16 protein-coding genes are annotated in these 20,745 nt (G+C 74.1%); 9 read left to right on the plus strand and 7 right to left on the minus strand.

Going from position 1 to position 20,745, the window contains the following annotated elements:
* Window positions 1–193 precede the first annotated feature (193 nt).
* The 5 genes from OG462_RS07665 (at window position 194) to OG462_RS07685 (ending at window position 5,830) form a co-directional block, all read left to right on the plus strand.
* Complete coding sequence (locus OG462_RS07665; protein ID WP_406055731.1) at window positions 194–1,624, plus strand: aldehyde dehydrogenase family protein; 1,431 nt, start codon at window positions 194–196, stop codon at window positions 1,622–1,624.
* 116 nt (window positions 1,625–1,740) lie between these two features.
* Complete coding sequence (locus tag OG462_RS07670) at window positions 1,741–2,760, plus strand: terpene synthase family protein (protein WP_406055733.1); 1,020 nt, start codon at window positions 1,741–1,743, stop codon at window positions 2,758–2,760.
* 54 nt (window positions 2,761–2,814) lie between these two features.
* Window positions 2,815–3,717, plus strand: coding sequence for a DUF2236 domain-containing protein (locus OG462_RS07675; RefSeq protein WP_406055735.1), 903 nt, complete (start codon window positions 2,815–2,817; stop codon window positions 3,715–3,717).
* Between the two features lie 5 nt (window positions 3,718–3,722).
* On the plus strand, window positions 3,723–4,802 hold the full coding sequence (locus OG462_RS07680; protein ID WP_406055737.1) for a cysteine synthase family protein: 1,080 nt from the start codon (window positions 3,723–3,725) through the stop codon (window positions 4,800–4,802).
* Entirely contained in the window at window positions 4,799–5,830 is a 1,032-nt protein-coding gene (locus tag OG462_RS07685) for an ornithine cyclodeaminase (protein WP_406055739.1), read from the plus strand. The genes OG462_RS07680 and OG462_RS07685 overlap by 4 nt, the downstream gene beginning before the upstream one ends.
* 130 nt (window positions 5,831–5,960) lie before the next feature.
* On the opposite strand, the gene OG462_RS07690 is transcribed toward OG462_RS07685, so the two are convergent.
* On the minus strand, window positions 5,961–7,115 hold the full coding sequence (locus tag OG462_RS07690) for an acyl-CoA dehydrogenase family protein (RefSeq protein ID WP_383051503.1): 1,155 nt from the start codon (window positions 7,113–7,115) through the stop codon (window positions 5,961–5,963).
* Complete coding sequence (locus tag OG462_RS07695) at window positions 7,112–8,251, minus strand: CaiB/BaiF CoA transferase family protein (RefSeq protein WP_406055741.1); 1,140 nt, start codon at window positions 8,249–8,251, stop codon at window positions 7,112–7,114. The genes OG462_RS07690 and OG462_RS07695 overlap by 4 nt, the downstream gene beginning before the upstream one ends.
* 238 nt (window positions 8,252–8,489) lie before the next feature.
* Between OG462_RS07695 and OG462_RS07700 the strand changes: the two genes are divergently transcribed.
* Together OG462_RS07700 and OG462_RS07705 are read left to right on the plus strand one after the other, a co-directional pair.
* Entirely contained in the window at window positions 8,490–10,178 is a 1,689-nt protein-coding gene (locus OG462_RS07700) for a class I adenylate-forming enzyme family protein (RefSeq protein ID WP_406055743.1), read from the plus strand.
* Between the two features lie 66 nt (window positions 10,179–10,244).
* Window positions 10,245–11,288: an LLM class F420-dependent oxidoreductase gene (locus tag OG462_RS07705; protein ID WP_406055745.1), complete on the plus strand. Its 1,044-nt coding sequence runs from the start codon at window positions 10,245–10,247 to the stop codon at window positions 11,286–11,288.
* Window positions 11,289–11,323: 35 nt separating this feature from the next.
* Here the strand turns inward: OG462_RS07705 and OG462_RS07710 are convergent, their stop codons facing one another.
* The gene (locus tag OG462_RS07710; protein ID WP_406066413.1) at window positions 11,324–11,974 is read right to left on the minus strand and encodes a response regulator; all 651 of its coding nucleotides are present in this window, start codon (window positions 11,972–11,974) and stop codon (window positions 11,324–11,326) included.
* A 2-nt stretch (window positions 11,975–11,976) separates the two neighbouring features.
* Entirely contained in the window at window positions 11,977–13,200 is a 1,224-nt protein-coding gene (locus OG462_RS07715; RefSeq protein ID WP_406055747.1) for a sensor histidine kinase, read from the minus strand.
* Window positions 13,201–13,283: 83 nt separating this feature from the next.
* On the opposite strand from OG462_RS07715, the gene OG462_RS07720 reads away from it, so the two are divergent.
* Window positions 13,284–14,249, plus strand: a complete 966-nt coding sequence (locus OG462_RS07720) for an ATP-binding cassette domain-containing protein (protein WP_376396250.1) — start codon at window positions 13,284–13,286, stop codon at window positions 14,247–14,249.
* Between the two features lie 2 nt (window positions 14,250–14,251).
* The gene (locus tag OG462_RS07725; RefSeq protein WP_406055750.1) at window positions 14,252–15,001 is read left to right on the plus strand and encodes an ABC transporter permease; all 750 of its coding nucleotides are present in this window, start codon (window positions 14,252–14,254) and stop codon (window positions 14,999–15,001) included.
* A 72-nt stretch (window positions 15,002–15,073) separates the two neighbouring features.
* Here OG462_RS07725 and OG462_RS07730 read toward each other — a convergent pair whose 3' ends face one another.
* The 3 genes from OG462_RS07730 to OG462_RS07740 all read right to left on the minus strand — a co-directional run bounded on the left by OG462_RS07730 (window position 15,074) and on the right by OG462_RS07740 (window position 20,591).
* Entirely contained in the window at window positions 15,074–17,134 is a 2,061-nt protein-coding gene (locus tag OG462_RS07730; protein WP_406055752.1) for a BTAD domain-containing putative transcriptional regulator, read from the minus strand.
* 70 nt (window positions 17,135–17,204) lie between these two features.
* Window positions 17,205–17,399 carry a hypothetical protein gene (locus OG462_RS07735; protein ID WP_376396259.1) on the minus strand — a complete coding sequence of 65 codons (195 nt, stop codon included), beginning with the start codon at window positions 17,397–17,399 and terminating at the stop codon, window positions 17,205–17,207.
* A gap of 135 nt (window positions 17,400–17,534) precedes the next feature.
* On the minus strand, window positions 17,535–20,591 hold the full coding sequence (locus OG462_RS07740; RefSeq protein WP_406055754.1) for an AfsR/SARP family transcriptional regulator: 3,057 nt from the start codon (window positions 20,589–20,591) through the stop codon (window positions 17,535–17,537).
* Between the last annotated feature and the right edge of the window lie 154 nt (window positions 20,592–20,745).

Genomic DNA, 20,745 nt, shown 5'->3' on the forward strand with positions numbered 1-20,745 from the left:
CCGCACTTTAACGCCTTTTCACGGGTCGTCACCACCAGATTCGGGCGGCAGTTCGACATACAGAATTCATCCAGTCCACCGGCGTCTGGGCTCCGTACATTGGTCCGCCGTCACGTCGTTAATTCCCTCCCTCCTGCCCGTTCGCCGGAGGAATTCAACTCATTCGACCCTGCCGAAAGAGACCCGTCACGCCATGAATTCCCTCCCCCTGCACCAGGTCTACGTCGGCGGCCGGTGGACCGCCCCGCGCGCCACCGGCACGATCGCCGTGGAGAACCCGGCGACCCTGCGGATCGTCGGCGAGGTCCCGGACTGCGGCAGCGAGGACGTCTGGCGCGCGGTGGACGCGGCCCGCCGGGCGCTGCCCGGCTGGGCGGCGACCGGCGTCGAGGAGCGCGCGGCGGCCCTGACGACACTGCGCGAGGCCCTGGTGAAGCATCAGGACGAGCTGGCGGAGACCGTCACGCGGGAGATGGGGTCGCCGATCACGTTCTCCCGGCGCGTCCAGGCGGGGCTGCCGGTGCGGGTGCTCGACGGCTTCACGGCGGAGCTCGCCGCGGCCACGGCCGAGGAGCGGATCGGGCACTCCCTCGTGGTGCGCGAGCCGGTCGGCGTGGTCGGCGCCATCACCCCGTGGAACTACCCGCTGCACCAGGCGGTCGCCAAGATCGGTGCGGCCGTCGCGGCGGGCTGCACTCTGGTGCTCAAGCCGAGTGAACTCGCCCCGCTCTCCTCGTACTTCCTCGCGGAGCTCATCGACGGGATCGGGCTGCCGCCGGGCGTCTTCAACCTGGTGCCCGGCCGGGGCGCGACGGCGGGCGCCGCGCTGACCGCGGACGACGGCGTCGACCTGGTGTCCTTCACGGGGTCGCTGGAGGCCGGCCGGGAGGTCGGCGCGGTGGCGGCCCGTACGGTCAAGAAGACCTGCCTGGAGCTCGGTGGCAAGTCCGCCACGCTGGTCCTGCCGGACGCCGACCTGGCCGCCGCGGTCGAGGACGGGGTCCGCAGCGCCCTGCACAACGCGGGACAGACCTGCACCGCCCGCACCCGGCTGCTGGTGCCGCGGGCGCGGCTGGACGACGCGCTGGACATCGCCCGCGCGGTCGTCGCCGGCTATCTGCCGGGCGACCCCGAGGACCCGGCGACCCTGCTGGGCCCGCTCGCCTCCGCCGGGCAGCGGGAGCGGGTCCTCGGCCATCTGGCGCAGGCCGCCCGCTCGGGCGCCCGTCAGGTCGCCGGCCAGGACGCCGCGGCCGCGCTGCCCCCGACCGGCCACTACGTGGCGCCGAGCGTCTGGACGGACGTCAGCCCGTCCTCGCCGCTGGCCCGCGAGGAGGTCTTCGGACCCGTTCTCGCGGTCATGGCGTTCGAGGACGACGACGAGGCGGTGTCCCTCGCGAACCACTCCGACTACGGCCTCGCCGCGACCGTCTGGTCCGGCGACCAGGACCGCGCCGTCGCCGTGGCCCGCCGGCTACGGGTGGGCCAGGTCGACGTCAACGGCGCGAAGTTCAACGCCGCGGCTCCGTTCGGGGGTTACAAGCAGTCCGGCAACGGCCGGGAGCTCGGCCGCCACGGCATCCAGGAGTTCCAGGAGGTCAAGTCCCTCCAGCTGCCCGGCTGAGCCCGCCCGGCGGATGCCGCCGGACCGAGGCCCCCGCTGTTCCCTCACACCCCCACACCCCCACACCCCCCGCGCCCCTGATCCCTGCACCGCGACTCGAAACGACGGGTGACACCGTGTCCCTGCGCATGCCGCACATCCATGTGGAGTTCCCTCCGGAGCTCAGTCCGTTCGCCGACCGGGCGGAGGCCGGAGCCCGGGCCTTCGTGTCCCGCTTCGGCCTCGCCCCCGACGAGGCCGCCCGCCGCCACCACGAGCGCTCCCTGCTCGGCACCCTGATGGGCAGGGCGTACCCGCACTCCGGTGCCGAGGAGCTCCAGCTCGTGACCGACTGGATCAGCTGCATGCTGGTCCTGGACGACCAGTTCGACGAGACCTCCCTCGGCACGGAGCCGGAGCGCCTGCGCGAGGTCTGCGACGAGGTGCTCGGCTGGTTCACCGAGGACGGCTCCGTCGACGACGCCCCCGGCCCGGCGGCACACACCCTCACCCAGGTGTTCCGCCCCGCCTACGCGGACCTGTGGCGCCGCACCGCCCCGCTGACCTCGCCGGCCTGGCGCCGGCGGCTCGCCGCGCACATCGGGGCCTTCTTCGACACCTGCGTGTGGGAGTCGGAGAACCGGCTCACGGGCCGCGTCCCCGGCCTGGACGAGTACATCGGCCACCGCGGCCGCGCGCTCATGCCGTACCTCGACCTCATCGAGGTCACCACGCACTTCGAGGTGCCGGAGGAGATATACACGCTGCCGGCGTTCGCCGAGATGAACGCGGCGCTCTCCGACGCGGACCTGTGGACCAACGACCTGTTCAGCTGCGAGAAGGAGGCGCTGCTCGGCGACCCGCACAACCTGGTCCTGGTCCACCGGCACGCGCACGGTACGGACCTGCAGACCGCCGCGGACGCCGTCGGGGAGATGGTCCAGGGCCGCTTCGACCGTTTCACCGAGCTCAGTTCCTCCTTCGTGGAGCGCCTGACGCCCGCGCAGCGCGAGCTCCTCCCTGCGGACCGCCTGGAACGCCACGTCGCGGGGCTGCGGAGCTGGCTCACCGGCCAGCTCCAGTGGCGCTTCGAGACGCAGCGGTTCGACCCCACTCGGCCCGAGGTCACCAGCGCCGCGGGGTCCACCCCGCTGTAGGCGCACGCCCTCGACCGACTTCCCCCACTGTGACCCATTGTGAACGGGGTACGCATGCGAGACCGTTACGCGACACTCAGACATCTGGAGACCCTCGACCCGAAGGCGGACCACCAGGAGATCCATCGCATTTCCTCCGACCGCGAGTTCCCCTGGGACTACGGCCGTGGGCTCGAGGTGGCGATCTGGCGCACCTGTTGCGTGCCCGCCATCTCCGACGTCCTGGACGGCAGCGGCGAGTTCGCCCTGCACGCGCAGAAACGATACGACGACACCCGGATCCTGCTCGGCGAACTGGTGCGCGGCGGCTACGACTCCACGCGCGGGCGCCAGACGATCCGGCAGATCAACCAGGCGCACCGCAGGTTCGACATCGCCAACGAGGACATGCTGTACGTCCTGTCGACCTTCATCTTCGAGCCGATCCGCTGGATCGACCGCTGGGCCTGGCGGCGGACCTCCGAGACGGAGCGGCTGGCCGCCTTCTACTTCTTCACCAGTGTCGGCGAGCGGATGAACATCCGTGAACTCCCCACCGACTACGCCTCGTTCGAGCAGTTCAACAGCGAGTACGAGCAGGCCCGCTTCCAGCGGGCCGCGAGCAACCACCGCGTCGGCACCAACATCCTGAACCTGTACGCGTCCTGGTACCGGCGCCCGGTCAGCGACCTGGTCGCGGCCACGCTGCCGTGCCGGCTGGACGCGCCTGCCCTGGACGCCCTCGACCTGCCCACCCCGCCCCGGTGGGTGCGGGCCGTCCACTGCGCCGGGCTGCGCGGCCACGCAGGGGCCGAGCGCGTCGCGCCGCGGCTGATGGCGCGGCTGATGACCCGGCCGACCGCGCGGACGTACCCGGGCTACCCGCACGGCTACGACCTCGCCGACATCGGTCCCCAGCGGACCGTCCCGACCGTGCGGCAGCAGCCGACGGCCCGTGTCGACAGCCTCAAGGACTGAGCACCATGACCGAAACCACAGCTCTCGCGGCGCCCTTGGCGGCCATCGGCGACACGCCCCTGCGGCCGGTCGTCGTCCCGGTCGGCGACCGGACCGTGCGGATCTGGCTGAAACTGGAGGCCGAGAACCCCTTCGGGTCGATCAAGGCCCGTACGGCGGAGGCCCTGCTGAACGCCCTGGAGTCGAGCGGGGCGCTGCGTCCGGGGATGCGGGTGGTCGAGTCGACCTCCGGCAACCTGGGCGTGGCGCTCGCCGGGCTCTGCGCGCAGCGCGGCTACCGCTGCACGCTGGTGGTCGAGCCGAGCACACCGCCCGCCAGCGTCGCGCGGATGCGCGCGTACGGCGCCGACGTGGTGACCGTACGCGAGGTGCCGGGCGGCCGGACCCTCAGGGCCCGGCTCCAGGCCGTGCGGGAGATCGTTGCGGCCGGCTCCGACGCCGTGTGGACCAACCAGTACGAGAGCCCCGCCAACCCCGGGGTGCACGAGTGGCAGACCGCCGCGGAACTGATGAAGGCCGCACCGGACGGCCGGTTCGACGCGGTCGCCGTGGCCGTGTCGACCGGGGGCACGCTGGCGGGGATCGCGCAGTTCTTCCGCGACCACGCCCCGGGCACCCGGGTCGTCGCGGTCGACGCCGTGGGGTCCTCGGCGCTCGGCGGGGCCCCCGCCGACCGGCCGTTCAAGCTGATGGGCTTCGGCTCCGGACAGGTGTCGGGCTTCGTCGAGCCGCACCATGTGGACCATGTGGTGCGGCTGACGGACCAGGCGGCCGCCGCGGCCTGCGCGCTGGTCGCACGGCGGACCGGGATCTCGCTCGGCGGCAGCGGCGGGGCCGCGGTGCTCGCCGCCGTCTCCCGGGCGCTCCTCGACCCGTCGCTGCGGGAGATCGCCTGCGTCTGCCCGGACAGCGGGGAGAAGTACCCGCAGCTCCGCGACGCCCCGGCCGACGGCGGCCCCGGCTGCACCGGGGAGATCCGCGCGGCCCTGGACCTGCTGGACCGGGTGCGTGCGGGGGAACCGCCCACGCCCACCCCGCCGAATCCGCGGAAACTGCCGAACCCTCGGAAGGGAACGCACCGATGACCCCGCACGACGACACGACGCTCACCTATCTGGACAGCGCCGACGTGGCCCGGCTCTGCGACGGGCTGCCCGTCGCCGACCTGGCGCACGACACGCTGCTCGCCTACCGGCGCAAGGAGGCGGGACTCACCCCCGAGGCCGCGCTGCGCTGGACCACCCCGTCCGGGGCGTCGGCGCGCAGCCTCATCCTGCCCGGCTGGGCGGACGGCGCCTACGGCTGCAAGATCATCAACGCCTCGCTGGGCAACCGGCTCCTCGGCCGGCCGCGTGCCGCCGGGCTGGTCGTGCTCGACGACCCGGAGACCGCACGGCCGGTCTGCATCATGGAGGGCGGCCGGATCAGCGCCCTGCGCACGGCCGGCGTCTCGATCGCCGCGCTGCGCGCCGTACGCGACCTGGCGGCGGTCCGACGGGTGGCCTTCCTCGGCTGCGGCCGGCAGGCCGAGGTCCACCGGGAGCTGCTGGCGAGCGCCTGCCCCGGCGTCAAGGAGCTGTTCGTGCACGACCAGGACGCGGACCGGGCCGAGGAGCTGGCCGCCCGCTGGCGCGCGGCGGACCCGGCGGTCGCCGTCACGGTGACCGCGGACGCCCGCTCCGCCGTCGAGCGGGCCCAGGTGACGGTCGCGGTGACGACGACCACCGAGCCGTACGTGGAGCTGGACTGGGTGCCGACGGGCGGGACCTTCGTCAACGTGTCCCTCGACGACGCGGCCGAGAGCCTGCTGCTGGGCTGCGACCACCTGTTCGTCGACGACTGGGAGCTGGTCGTCGAGGACGACCACCGGCTGCTGGGCAGGCTGGCCCGGGCCGGCCGCGTCGCCGGCCCGGGGACCGACGCCCCGGCGGGCGGCCGGTCGGTGGACGCCTCCCTGCCGGAGCTGTTCGCCGGCGACTACGCGCGGACGGTCGCCGGGGACGACCGGGTGGTGATCAACCCGTTCGGCATGGGCGTCCAGGACATCGCGCTGGCCGCCGCCGTGTACGCGCGGGCCGTCGAACAGGGCGTCGGCCTCTCCCTGGCCCACTGATCCGGGGGCTGTACGGCGCCCCCCGCCGTACGGGCCCCCGCCGCTCGCGGTTCCCCCGCCGCGTCCGGCCCCTCATGACCGCGGCCCCGCCGGTTTTCCGGCGGGGCCGCGGTCGTACACAGGGACGGGGTCAGTAGGACTTCGGCAGCCCCAGGGTGTAGTGCGAGACGAAGTTGAGGATCATCTCCCGGCTCACCGGGGCGATCCGCGCCACCCGGGAGAGCGTCAGCAGCGAGGCGAGCCCGTACTCGGTCGTCAGACCGTTGCCGCCCAGGGTGTGGATCGCCTGGTCGACGGCATGGGCGCACACCTCGGCGGCGGCGTACTTGGCCATGTTGGCGGCCTCGCCCGCGGCCATGTCGTCGCCCGCGTCGTAGAGTTCGGCGGCCTTGCGGGTCATCAGCCGGGCGAGTTCCAGCTCGACGTGGATCCGGGCGAGCGGGTGGGCGACGGCCTGGTGGGCGCCGATCGGGGCCGACCACACCTGCCGGGTGCGGGCGTAGTCCACGGCCTTGTCCAGGGCGTACCGGCCCAGACCGGCGGCGAACGCGGCGATCATGATGCGTTCGGGGTTGAGCCCGGCGAAGAGCTGCTGGAGCCCCGCGTCCTCCTCGCCGACCAGTGCGTCCGCGGGCAGCCGTACATCGTCCAGGACGAGTTCGAACTGCCGCTCGGGGGCGCTGAGTTCCATCGGAATCTCGTGGTGGGCGAAGCCGGGGGTGTCGCGCGGGACGACGAAGAGGCAGGGCTTGAGACGGCCGGTGCGGGCGTCCGCAGTCCGGCCCACGACCAGGGTGGCGTCGGCCTCGTCGACCCCGGAGACGAAGACCTTTCGGCCGGTGAGCAGCCAGTCCGTGCCGTCCCGGCGGGCGAAGGTGGTCAGGCGGTGGGAGTTGGATCCGGCGTCCGGCTCCGTGATGCCGAAGGCCATCCGGGAGGAGCCGTCGGCCAGTCCGGGCAGCAGCCGGCGCTTCTGTTCCGGCGTGCCGAAGCGGCTGATGACCGTGCCGCAGATGGCGGGCGACACCACCAGCATGAGCAACGGGTTGCCGGCCGCGCCGAGTTCCTCCATGACGAGCGAGAGTTCGGTGATGCCGCAGCCCCCGCCACCGTACTCCTCCGGCAGGTTGACCCCGAGGTATCCGAGCCGTCCCGCCTCCGCCCAGAGCTCCTGCGGGGAGCGCGGGTCGGGACCGCCGTCGCCCCGGCCGCGCGCGAACGCGGCGACGGCCTCCCGCAGTGCCCGGTGCTCGGCGCTCTCCGCGAACGCGCCGCGCCCGCTCATCGATCCAGCTCCGCGAGGATCTCGGCGGTGTGCTCGCCGTGGCCGGGGGCGGCGCCGCGCAGCGAGTCGAGTCCGGCACCGAACAGGACGGGAAAGCGGACCTGACGGCGCGGCTCCTCGGTCGGCGACCCCGGCAGGGTCCCCACCAGGTCACGGGCTTCGACGTGCGCGTCGGCAAGGAACGCGTCGGCGGTCTCGTACACCGGCGCCCAGGGCAGATCCAGTCCGGCGAGCGCGGCGCACCACCAGGCCAGGTCGCGGCGGGCGAAGACGCCGGTGAGCAGCTCCCGGACCGGCCTTCGGGCCCGGGTGCGCGCCGCGCGGCGGTCGTACGCGTCGTCGTCGAGCTCGGGGAACTCCCCGGCGAAGGCCGTGCGGAAGGTCAGCCAGAACTTGTCCTCGAAGGTCGCGAGCGCGATCCGGCCGCCGTCGGCGGCGGTGAACACGTCGTTGTCGCCGGTGACCAGGGGGCTGCCGGCGGGGTCGGGCAGCGTGCGCAGAGGCAGCGCGAGCGGTCCGGCCCAGGCCGCGGCCGCCTCGTGCAGCGACACGTCGAGGTGCTGGCCGTGGCCGGTGGCGCGGGCGGAGGCGACCGCGACCGCGGTGGACAGCGCCGCGTACATCGCTCCGGCGAGGTCGGCGATCCTCAGGCCGACCCGGTCGACGCGCTCGCCGGGGCGGTGCGGCACGGCGAAGAAGCCGGACAGGGCGAGGAAGTTGAGGTCGTGGCCGGGCCGGGAGGCGTAGGGGCCGTGCTGTCCGAAGCCGGTGATCGAGCACAGCACCACCCGCGGGTTGGCCTCGCGCAGCCGCGCGTACCCGAGGCCCATGGCGTCGAGGACGCCGGGCCGGTGGCTCTCCACCACGGCGTCGCTGCGCTCCACCAGGCGCAGCAGGGTGTCCCGCCCGGCCGGGTCGCGCAGGTCCAGGACGAGGGAGCGCTTGTTGCGGTTGAGCGCCGCGAACGTCTCCGGCTCGACCAGCCTGCCGTAGTCGCCGCCGTCCGGGCTCTCCACCTTGACCACGTCGGCGCCGAGGTCGGCCATCAGCACCGTCGCGAATCCGCCGGGCAGCAGCCGCGAGAGATCGAGGACCCGTATGCCGTCCAGGGCCGGCCAGCCCGCCGTCACTTCCACCTGCGACTCCTTTCGCTCCCGCGGCCTCCGGTCGAGGGCGGGCACAAGCCGGGCGCACGCTACCGGCGGCCGGACGGCCGGTCCTGGACGGGATCTGCACGGCTCCTGCCTCCCTCGTCCGGTTCCCTCCCGGGAGGGAACGGCTTCCAGCCGCCGGGGGATCCGGCGCCAGGGGCCCGCGCGGTGGGATGGGACCAGCGCCGGACGGACCGGCAGCCCACCGCCGAGGAGACTCACCATGCAGGTCAGCACCGCACCGGCCGCCCCGCGCACCGACACCCCGCACGCCGACGTTCCGCACATCGAGACCCCTCTCGTCGAGTCGCTCCGCCCCGCGGACACCGGGGCGCCGCTCTCGGACCACACCGTCGGCTCCCTGCTGCGCGAGGTCGCCGCGGGCCGGCCGGACGCCCCGGCCCTGGAGTCGGTCCCGGACGACGGCGGCGCCCCGCGCCGCTGGACGTACGCCGAACTGCTGGCCGAGGCCGAGAGCGTGGCCGGCGGGCTGCGGGAGCGCGTCGGACTCGGCGCGCGGGTCGCCCTGTGGGCGCCGAACGTCCCGGAGTGGCCGATCGTCGCGTACGCGGCGGCGCTGGCCGGGGTGACGCTGGTGACGCTCAACCCGGCGCTGCGGGCCGGCGAGCTGACCCACGCCCTGCGCACCTCCGAGGCCGAGATGCTGATCCACGCCGACGCCGTCCGGGGCTACGACATGGCCGGGACGGTACGGGCGGTGACGCCGGACCTGCCGGGTCTGCGGCACGTCGTGCCGCTCGCCGCGTGGGAGTCGCTGCGCGGTGCCGCGCCGCTGCCCTCGCAGGAGGAGATCGCCGCGGTCCCGGCGCAGATCCAGTTCACCTCCGGCACCACCGGCGACCCGAAGGCGGTGCTGCTCTCACACCGGTCCGTGGTCAACGTGGCCCGTCTGACCTTCGAGGGGCTCGGCGTCCACGACGGCGCGACCGTGGTCTCCCCGCTGCCGATGTTCCACACCGCCGGCTGTGTCATCTCCTGCCTGGGGCCGCTGTGGAGCGGGGGCGTCTTCACGCTCCTGGAGCGCTTCGACCCCAAGGTCCTCTTCGAGGTGCTGCGCCGCTCCCCCGGCGCGGTGCTCACCAGTGTGCCGACGGTGCTGACCGCCCTGAACGACGTGGCACGCTCCGCCGACGGCGCGCCGGCCCGGCTCTCCTCCGTCCTCACCGGCGCGGCGCCGGTGCGCCCGCAGCTCATCACCGAGACCGAGAAACTGTTCTCGACCACGGTGTTCAACCTGTACGGGCAGACCGAGCTGGCGTCCGTGGTCACCCTGACCCGCCCGGACGACACCGCCGAGGACAAGACCAGCACCGTCGGCCGGCCGCTGCCGCACGTCGCGTGCAAGATCGTGGACCCGGACACCGGCCGGGTGCAGCCGCTCGGCGTCCCCGGCGAGATCTGCGCCCGCGGCTACCAGCAGCTCCTCGCGTACTACGGCGACGCGGAGGCCACCGCGCGGAAGGTGGACGCGGACGGCTGGCTGCACACCGGGGACCTCGGTTCGATGGACGCGACCGGCGCGGTCCGGATCGAGGGCCGGCTGAGCGACCTGATCATCCGGGGCGGCGAGAACATCGCGCCCGGGCCTGTCGAGTCCTTCCTCAGCACGCTGCCGGGCGTCCGCGACGCCCTGGTGGTGGGGGTGCCGGACGACCGGTGGGGCGAGATCGTCGCCGCGGTGCTGCTGCCCGCCGCCGACCGCCCGGAGGGCCCGGACGTCGAGGAGTGCGTCGCCCTCTGCCGCGAGCAGCTGTCCCCGCACAAGATCCCGGCCCGGTGGTACCTCGCGGACGGGCTGCCGCTGACCGCCTCGGGGAAGATCCAGAAGTTCCGGGTCCGGGAGCTGATCGCCGAGGGCGCCCTCCCCCGCCTCGACGCAGCGCGCGCCTGACGCGTGCTGCCGAAATCCGCCCCTGACGTCCCGTCATCCCGCCGACGCACCCCCGGAGCCCCCGCCATGAAGATCTCCATGCAGCTGAAGTACGACACCGACATCGTCGCCGCGGCCGGCCAGGTGGCCGAACTGGAGCGGGCCGGCCTGGACCTGGTCTGGGTGCCGGAGGCGTACGGCTACGACGCACCCAGCTTCATGGGCTTCCTCGCCGCCCGCACCGAGCGGATCGAGATCGGTTCCGGCATCCTCTCGGTGTTCAGCCGGACGCCCGCCCTGCTGGCGATGACCGCGGCCGGCGTCGACGCCCTGTCCGGCGGACGCTGCCACCTCGGCCTCGGCTCCTCGGGCCCGCAGGTCGTCGAGGGTCTGCACGGGGTGCCGTACGCCGCGCCGGTGGCCCGGACCCGCGAGACCATCGAGGTCATGCGCGCCTTCTGGCGGCGGGACGAGCCGGTGCGCCACCAGGGGTCCACGATCACGCTGCCGCTGCCCGAGGGGCAGGGCACCGGCCTCGGCAGGCCGATGCGGCTGCTGACGCCGCCGGTCCGTCCGTCCGTCCCGGTGTGGGTGGCCGCGCTCGGCCCGAAGAACGTCCGGATGGTCGCGGAGACCGCCGACGGCTGGCTGCCGCTGTTCTTCGTCCCCGAGTGGTGCGACCGGGTGTGGGGGCCGGCGCTCAAGGAGGGCGCCGCGACCCGCGCGCCCGAGCTGGGCCCGCTCCAGATCTCGGCGGGCGGTCTGCTCGCGATCGGCCCGGACGCCGAGCGATCCCGGGAGCTGGCCCGCGGCCAGCTCGCACTGTTCGTCGGGGGCATGGGCGCGCCCGGCCACAACTACTACTACGACCTGATCAGCCGGTACGGCTATGCCCGTGAGGCGGAGACGATCCAGCGGCTGTTCCGGGCCGGCGACAAGGCCGGGGCCGCGGCCGCCGTGCCCGCCGCACTGCTCGAAGCCACCACGATCTGCGGCACGGAGAGCTATGTGAGGGATCGCCTGGACGCCTACCGCGAGGCCGGGGTCACCCATCTCCAGGTCGTGCCGGTGCCGCAGGAGGGCGAGTCCGAGGCGACGGTGGTCTCCCGCCTGAAGGACCTCGTCGGCTGACGGATGCCGTCGGCCCCGGGAGCCCCGGCGCCTTCTCAGCCCGCACCGACGAACCCCGACTCGTACGCCAGGACCACCGCCTGCGTCCGGTCGCGCGCCCCCAGCTTCGCCAGGGTGCCGCTGACATGGGTCTTGACCGTCTGCACTCCCAGGAACAGCTGCGCGGCGATCTCCGCGTTGGACATCCCCCGCGCCATCAGCCGCAGCACGTCCGCCTCCCGCTCCGTGAGCTGGGCGCGGGCCAGTGCGTCGCCCGGCTCACGGGCCTGACGCCCCTCCACCAGCGAGCGGATCGCGGCGGGAAAGAGCACCGAGTCCCCGGTCGCCACGGTACGGACGGCCTGGACGATCTCGGCGGGCCGGGACCGCTTGAGCAGGAACCCCGACGCCCCCTCCCTGAGCGCCTCGTAGACGTAGTCGTCCCGCTCGAACGTGGTGATCACCAGGACGGTCGGCGGGTCGGCGACGGCGGCCATGAGATCGCGGGTCGCGGTGATGCCGTCGACGGTGGGCATCCGTACGTCCATGACGACGACGTCCGGGCGCAGCCTCCGGACGAGCGGCACCACCTCGCAGCCGTCGGAGGCCTCGCCGACCACGGTGATGCCCTCGGCGTTGCCGAGGATGGCCGACATGCCGGCCCGGACGAGCTCCTCGTCGTCGACGAGGAGTACGGAGATGTCCATGATCACGATCCCAACCGTAGGGGAAGACGGGCGCTGACGGTCCAGCGCCCCGATGCGGCTCCGGCGGTGGCCCGGCCGCCCAGCAGCGCGGCGCGCTCCCGCAGACTTCGCAGCCCCTTGCCGGTGCCGGGAGCCCGCGGGGCCTCCTCCACCAGGGAGTTCGCGACGGTGAGGCGGACCTGTTCGCCGGTGACGTCCAGGTCGACGTCCACGGGTGAACCGGGCGCGTGCTTCATGGCGTTGGTGAGCGCCTCCTGAAGGATGCGGTACGCCTCGCGGGAGACCACGCCCGGGACTGCGTCGACCTCGGCGGCGGTTCGCGAGCGCACCGTGACGCCCGCCGCGCGGCTGGCCTCCAGGAGCTGCCCGACGTCCGCGAGAGTGGGCCGGACGGTGCGGGCGGCCGTCTCGTCCTCCTTCAGATAGCCGAGGGTGCGCTCCAGGTCGTCCATGGCGCGGCGGCCGGTGTCCTCGATGGCGGTAAGCGCCCGGATCGCGAAGTCTCGGTCGGTGTCGATGAGTTCGCGGGCCGCGCTCGCCTGAAGCACGGTGACCGTGAGGGCGTGGCCGATGGAGTCGTGGAGATCGCCCGCGAGCCGGTTGCGGGCCAGCAGTTCGTCCGCCCGGCGCTCCGCCTCCGCGAGCCGCTCGGCCGTCGAGGGGCCCAGCAGCCGGCGCGCGAGGGCGAGTTGTACGTGCCCGGCCCATACGACCAGCACGAACGCGGCGAGCAGCAGCGGCGGCACCAGGCCCAGGTACCAGATGTGCCGGTGGCCGCCGGGGATGGTGACGCCGAGGATCGTCCGGGCTCCCTCGACGGCGGGCGCGGACGCCAGTGTTCCCGTGACGGACAGCAGCTGGGCGACGACCGTGGCGACGAGCAGTCCCCACCAGCAGCGCAGCACCAGCCAGACGCTGGTGCGCCGACGGTCGGAGAGACTCCGGGCCGGGGCACGGCCGATGTCGTTCTCGTCGTCCGGCACGAGCAGCAGCCGCGCCTGGATGCCCTCCGCGCGCCGCGTCCCCGGCACCAGGCCGAGCAGCAGCAGGGGGACCACCGGCACGAGGGCGCAGGCCGCGAGGGTACGGCCCAGGTTGTCGGTGATGCCGGGCCACACCAGCACGCAGACCGGTCCCACGGCCCCGCCGAGCAGCAGATGGAGCCCGCGGGCGTACGTACGGCCCTGGCGCAGGGCGTCGTGGAGCGTCGACGGCAGACGTCTCATGGGGATCAGCTCCCTCCCCGGGGGGAGGTGACTCCCGCCGCCGGGGGATCCGTCCGGGTCCGCCGGACGATTGGCTTGGGGACATGAACAGGGACAACGGAACGGCGCACGGTGCGGGCGACGCACCCGCCGTGGAAGTACGGGGTCTGGTGAAGGCCTATGGCGACAGGACGGTGGTGCAGGGCCTCACCTTCCAGGTGCGGGCAGGTTCGGTCACCGGCTTCCTCGGCCCGAACGGTGCGGGGAAGTCGACCACCCTGCGGATGATCCTGGGGCTGGACCGGCCCACGGCGGGCGAGGTGCTGATCGCAGGGCGGCCGTACGGCCGGCTGGTCGAGCCGCTGCGCCACGTAGGCGCGCTGCTGGACGCCGGCGCGGCGCATCCGGGACGGACCGCGCGCGACCATCTGCTCTGCATCGCCCACGCCGGCCGCATGCCGAGGGCGCGGGTCGACGAGGTGCTGGAGCAGGTCGGCCTGGAGTCCGCGGCCCGTCGGCGGGTCGGCGGGTTCTCGCTGGGGATGCGTCAGCGCCTGGGCATCGCCGCGGCTCTGCTCGGCGACCCCGAGGTGCTGATCCTCGACGAGCCGGTCAACGGCCTGGACCCGGAGGGCATCCGCTGGCTGCGGCACTTCCTCAAGGGGCTGGCGGCCCGGGGCCGGGCGGTGCTGATCTCCAGTCATCTGATGACGGAGACGGCGCTCCTTGCGGACCGGCTGGTCGTGATCGGCCGGGGCCGGCTGCTGGCGGACGTGTCCATGGCCGAGTTCGCCGCGGAGCACGGCCGCTCCCGGGTGCGGGTGCGGGCCGACGAGCCGGAGCGGCTGCGCGAGGCCCTGGTGCGCAAGGGGCTGCGGGTGGTGCCGGGCGACGGCGGCGCGCTGGAGGTGCACGCGGCGGAGGCCGCCGACGTCGGCCGGATCGCGGCTCACGAGAGGGCCGCCGTCCTGGAACTGGTCCAGGTCGAGGACTCGTTGGAAGAGGCTTTCATGCGGATGACCGCCGATTCGGTGGAGTACGGGGGGCGACCCCTCGGAGAGGTGGTCTGACGATGTCTGTCAACGCGGTGCTCCGCTCGGAGTGGACGAAGATCCGCTCGGTGCGTCCGGTCCTGTGGTCGCTGCCGCTGGCCGCGGCCCTGCTCGTCGCCATCGGCGCCGGCGTGTCGGGGTCGGTCGGCCCCGAGGAGGCGGACGGCCCGGGCTTCGACCCGGTGCAGCTCGGCTACTACGGCATCCTCTTCGCCCATGTCGTCGTGATCGCCTTCGCCGTTCTGGTGGTCGGCAACGAGTACCAGAACGGCGCGATCCGGGTCTCCCTGGCGGCGGTGCCCCGGCGCGGTCTGATGTACGCGGCCAAGCTGACCGTAGGGGCGGTGCTGGCCCTGGTGGCCGGCGTGGTCGCCTCGCTGTGCACGTTCTTCCTCTCGCAACGTCTGCTCGGCGAGCACGGCACGGCGTTCGGCGATGCGGGGACGGTGCGGGCGATCGTGGTGGGAGCCCTGTACTTCCCGCTGCTCGCGGTCATGTGCATGGGATTCACGGCGATGCTGCGCAGTCTGATGCTCTCCATGGGCGTCCTGATCCCGGTGCTGTTCCTGGTCTCCCCCGTGCTGGCCGAGATCCCCGGCCTGAAGGAGCTGGCCTGGTACCTGCCCGACCGGGCCGGCCAGTACGGGCTGCGGCTCGACCCCGCCGTCGCCGCGCCCTACAGCCCCATGACCGGGGTGCTGGTCATGGCGGCGTGGGCGGCCGCGGCGGCGGTCGGCGGCTGGCTGACGCTCCGCACCCGCGACGCGTGAGCGCTACGCCGCCGTGAAGGACGCGTGAGGGGACGGGGACGGTGGGCATCGACGACCGTCCCCTCACGCCGTTCATTGCTCCCAGGCGTGCAGGCGTACGAGGGGCGGAATCGCGTACTCCTCGCCGGCGCCCGCCGGGGGGTCGAGCAGGTGGTGGTCGACAAGCCGCTCCAGGAGGTCCTCCGCCTGGCGTCCGCCGCAGCGCAGCACGGCGGCCGCACCGGCGGGGGTGAACGCCCGGTCCGCGGACCGGGCGAGGGTGCGCACGGCGTCGCGGAGCACGGGGTCCAGGCCCTCGTACGCGGAGGTCAGCCGTTCCCGTACGGACAGGTCTCCGGCGACCAGCTCCGACAGCCGCCGCTCCTCGTCGGCCAGCCGGTCCGCCAGCCGGGCGAGGGTCCAGTGCGGGCGGGCGGCGAGCCGCATGCCCGCGATCCGCACGGCCAGCGGGATCCCGTCGCACAGCTCGGCAACGGTCTCGGCCGCCGTCCGTTCGGCCAGCACCCGCCGCTCGCCGGCGATCCGGGCGAGCAGGGAGACGGACTGGTCGGCTGTGAAGCGCTCGACGCAGAAGTGCTGGGCGCCCTCCAGGCCGGACAGCGGGGTCCGGCCGGCCAGCAGCGCGGCGCCGCCGGGGCCGGACGGCAGCAACGGGCGGACGGCGCGTTCACCGGGTGCGTCGTCGATGACCACCAGGACCCGGCGGCCGGCGACGGACTCCTGGTAGAGCGCCGCGAGTTCGGCCTGCCCGGCGGGCAGCCCGGCCGTCGGCACACCCAGCGCCCGGGCGAAGTCGCGCAGCACGGTGCGGACCTCGTTGGGCGTGCCGGTGCGCAGCCGGGCATGCAGGACGCCGTCGGGGAAGTGGCGGGAGACGGCCGCGGCGATCTGGACGGTCAGGGCGGACTTGCCGACGCCGACGGGTCCGTGGAGCACGGCGACCGGGGCCGCGCCGAACGCGGCCAGCGGCCCCTGCCCGGTCAGGTACTGCCGGACCTGGAAGTGCTCGGCCCGGCCCACGAAGTCCCCGACGCTCCGCGGCAGCTGGACGGAGCTCGGCGCGTCGGACCGGCCGGCGGGCTGCGCCGTCCTCGCCGTCGCGGCCGGGGCGTCCTCCCCCAGCACGGCCATCTGGGCCTCGCGGAGTTGGGCACCGGGCTCGATGCCGCTCTCGACGCGGAGCCTGCGGTCGACCGCGGCGAACAGCTCCAGCGCCTCCGCCCGGCGGCCGGAACCGGCGAGCGCGGCGAGCAGCCGAGCGTGCAGGCCCTCGTGCAGCATCTCGTGCCGGGCGATCGGCCCGAGCTGGGCGAGCACCTCCTCGTACTGGCCGCGGGCGAGGGCGAGATCGGCGAGGCGCAGCGCGGAGGCGACGCGCAGGCGGGCGTGCTCGACGGCAGCGGCGTGGCGGGCCAGCCGTGGCGGGGCGCCCTCCAGGAGCGGCCCGCGCCAGAGCCGCAGCGCCTCGGCGAGCAGGGCCTGTTCGTGCACCGGGTCGTCGCCGGCACGGGCCCGCGCGGCCTCGTGCGTCAGCCGGCCGAACTCCAGGACGTCGAGTCGGCTGTCCCCCTCGATCCGGAGCTCATAGCCGCCGCCGCGCCGCAGAACCGCGGTCCGGCCGGCGCCGGGCAGGGTGTGCGCCTCCAGCATCAGCCGGATGCGTGAGATGTAGGTGTGGATCAACTGGCCGAACGTGTCGGGCAGTTCGCCGTCCCAGAGGACCTCGATGATCTCGTCGCGTTCGACCACCTGATGGGCCTGGAGCGCGAGCAGTCCGAGCAGGGTCCGCTGCTTCGGCGTTCCGGTGAGCAGTTCGGCCGCGCCGCGCGTGGCGGAGAGCCGGCCGAGGATCTTCAGGACCAGCGGGGCGTCCTCGGGGACCTCCCCTTCGGCACCGGCCGTGGCACCGACCTGCGCGAGCAGCGCGGGTTCGTCCAGGGCTTCGGCGATTCTGCGCAGCGATCCGGATCTCGGGGCGCATACCCGGCCCCGTTCGATCTCACGGAGCGTCCGCAGACCGATCCCGGACTTCTCGGCGAGGTCCCGCTGGCTGACCCCGTTGCGGGTCCGCGCGGCACGGACCAGGGTGGCGACGTCTCGTTCCGCCAACGCCGCCGGACTACCACCCGTCATGACTCCCCCATGCATGCTCGTTCGTTTCGCCGTCCGTCCCCGTCGTCTGCGACGGACCGCGCCGACGTGGTCAGCCGCGGCTGTTCCACTCCTCCTGGGGGTCGGTGACGATCGGGCCGTCGGCCACGACGGTGCTCGGCGCGGGGGCCGAGAGCTGCTGTTCGGCGACGGCCAGAACCGAGAGGCCGAGCATCAGCGCGGTGGCCGCGACGCAGGCGGTGCGCAGGGTGTGGGCGGTGCGGGTGGTGGAGGTGATCGCTCGCATGTCTCGGTCTTCCGTTCGCTCGTCGTTCGTGCTGCCGAGTGAGACTCTGCCAACTGCCGATCTACGCTGGATAAATCCTGGATATGCGCTCTGAGCTGCGGATATATCGTTCCTGCCGGAGGGCCGGGGGCAGCTTCACAGGGGTTCGCCGAGGGCTGTGAGGAGGGCCGCCGCGTGGTCGGCGTCGGGCAGCCCGAGCCGGGTGAACAGCGTGTGGGCCTGCCGGGCCCTGGCCGCCGCGGCCCCGGTGTCACCGAGGTCGGCGAGGGTACGGCCGAGCACCAGGAGAGCGAGCCCCTTGTCGCGCTCCGCGCAGCGCTGCTCGCACAGCACCAGCGCACGGCTCGCCTCCCTGACGGCCTCCTCCCGGCGGCCCGTGGTCCGCAGGGTCTCGGCCAGTCGGAAGCGGGCCTGTGCCTCCTGTCCGCGGATCTGCCAGGCCGCGCACAGGTCCAGGCACCGGGTGTGGCTCGCGACCGCCTCGTCGTACCGCCCCAGTTCGTGCAGGGCCATGCCCTGCACGTAGAGCGCGTAGGCGGCGCCGTGATGGTCCTCGACCTCCCGCAGCGCGGCCAGCGCCTCGGCGCACGCGACGAGCGCCTCCTCGGCGCGGCCGCCGCTCAGCCGGGCCTGCGCCGCGTTGAGCCGCGTCACCAGTTCGCCCGAGCGGTGCCCGAGCTTCTCCGCCAGCTCGATCGCCTGGTCGTAGCAGTGCACCGCGTCCGCGTAGCGGTGCTGGAACTGCGCTATCAGACCCCGGTCGTTGAGCGTCTGCCGGAGGATCACCCGGTCGCCGACCCGCTCGCAGGCCTCCGCTGCGAGCCGGGTGAACAGCTCGGCCTCGGCGAGCCGGGCGCTCTGCAGGGCGGCGTTCCCGCAGACGAAGCGGGCCCGCCCTGCGGCATGGTCGTCGCCGCGCAGCGCGGCGGTCTCGGCCAGCGCCTGCGCGGCGGCGGCGAGCTGCCCGTACGGGATGTCCTTGCCGAACGGCGTGAGGGCGATGAGCAGGTCGGCGGCTACGCGCAGGATCCGCGGGGCCGCCCCGGCGGGGCTGCGGGCGGCCAGCATCACCGCGTTGGTGAGGCATTCGAACTCGGCGGTCACCCAGGCGCGGGCCGCCGCTAACCCGGCGAAGTGAGGCGCGGGCACGGAGCCGGGGGTGAGGAAGATTCCGTCCGGGTCGCCGGGCACCATGCACTGGAAGGCGGCGCGCCCGGCGGCCAGCAGGTGGTCGAGGAGCGGCGGCAGCACGGGGATGCCGGCCTCGGCGCCGCCGTCGCCCGGCGACACGCCGAGCTGGAGCGCGAAGGACCAGACGAGGTCGTGGTAGCGATACCGGCCGGGCTGCGGGGCCTCCAGCATGGCCGCGTCGACAAGGGACTCGAGGATCTCCTCGGTGTCGTACGGGTCGAGACCGAGGGCCGCGGCGGCCACCCCCAGTCCGATGCTGGGCCGGGCGACCGGGGCGAGGAGCTGGAAGGCGCGCGCCTGTTCCTGCGGGAGCTGGCGGTAACCGAGTTCGAAGGTGGCCGCGACGGCCAGGTCACCGGCGCGGAGCTCGCCGATGCGGCGGCGCTCGTCGGCGAGCCGACGGGTCATGGTCTCGATCTGCCAGCGCGGCCGGGCGGCGAGGCGGGCGGCCACGATCCGGACGGCGAGCGGGAGATGTCCGCACGCGGTCACCAGTTCGGTCGCTGCGGCGGGCTCCGCCTCCACGCGTGCGGCGCCGACGATCGCGGTGAGCAGCTCGATCGCCTCGTCGGCCGCGAAAACGTCCAGGGCCACGGCGGTGACCGCGCTGGGGATGCCGACGAGCCGGGTCCGGCTGGTGACGATCACGGCGCAGCCGGCCGAGCCGGGCAGCAGCGGGCCCACCTGGGCGGGGTCCCGGGCGTTGTCGAGGAGCAGCAGCATGCGCCGGCCGTCGAGCAGGGTGCGCAGGAGCCGGGCGCGGTCGTCGGTCATGACCGGGAGCGCGTGCGGCGGCACGCCCATCGCGGCGAGCATGCTGCCGAGGACGGCCGACGGGTCGGCGGGCTCGAGACCGCTGCCGCGCAGATCGACGTAGAGCTGCCCGTCGGGGAACTCGTGCTTGATCCGGTGGGCGACCCGCAGGGCGAGGGTGGTCTTGCCGAGGCCGCCCATGCCGCTGATGGACGCGACCGGAAGCGAGGTCCGGCCCAGGGCGGTGAGGACCCGGCTCAGCTCCTCGACCTGTTCTGCCCGACCGGCGAAGTCGAATGCGTTGGCAGGGAGTTGGGCGGGACGGGCGAGGATCGGAGCGGCGGACTCGGGGTCGGGTGCGGAAGGAGGGCCCGCGTCGGGTTCGGCGGTTCGAGGCGCCGCCGAGGTCTGCGATTCCTCGGGACTCCGCGGGTCGTGGGGGGCCTCGGGGGCGGCTGCGGCCGGCGCGGTGTCGCGGACCGAGACATCGAGGAGCGGGTCGCCCGCGAGGACCCGGTCGTGCAGCGCGGTCAGTTCGGGGCCGGGGTCGACGCCGAGCTCCCCGGCGAGGACGCGCCGGGCACGCGCGTAGACCGCCAGCGCGTCCGCCTGCCGCCCGGAGGCGTACAGGGCGCGCATGAGAAAGCCGTACGGCCTCTCCTGGAGCGGGTGTTCCTGCGTGAACACGGTGAGGTCGGGAATGACCGCGCCGTGTCGGCCCGCCCGCAGCTCGTGCGCGAAACGTTCCTCCTCCAGTCCGAGCCGCAGCTCGGTGAAGCGGGCCCGCTGCTGCTCGGCGTAGGGGCCGGGCACTCCGGCCAGCGGCGCGCCCTGCCAGAGGCCGAGCGCCTCGGTCAGCAGCCGCCCGCAGGCCTCGTCGTCGCCCCCGGCCCGGGCCCGGCCGGCGTCGGCGGCGAGCTGCTCGGCACGGTGCAGGTCCACCGAGAGCGGCGGCGCCACCATGCGGTAGCCGTCGGGCCGGGAGAGCAGCAGCCGGGGTGCGGCGGAGTCCTCCTCCAGGAGCTGCCGCAGCCGCCACACGTAGGTGCGCAGGCTCGCCAGCGCGGAGCCCGGGGGCTCCTCGCCCCAGACCGAAGCGATCAGTTCGTACGTGGAGGCGACCCGGCCGGAGCGCAGCAGCAGCGCCACGAGCAGGGCCTGCTGCTGGGGAGAACCGATGGTGATCGGCGTCTCGCCCCGGTGCACGGACACGGCTCCGAGCACGCTGAACCGAATCGACCCCCCCATGGATCCTGCCTTCTGCACTCGCGTCTTCGCGACCCCCCGTCGCACAGTCGCCGGACGCCAGGCGTCCGGTCACGAGATCATTACACGGCCCGCAAGGAAGCGGCACCTGCCCCCGGGAATGTTTCCCGCGAACCCGTGCCCGGCATCGGGCCCG

The sequence above is a fragment of the Streptomyces sp. NBC_01077 genome, assembly GCF_045162855.1.
GTDB lineage: Bacteria > Actinomycetota > Actinomycetes > Streptomycetales > Streptomycetaceae > Streptomyces.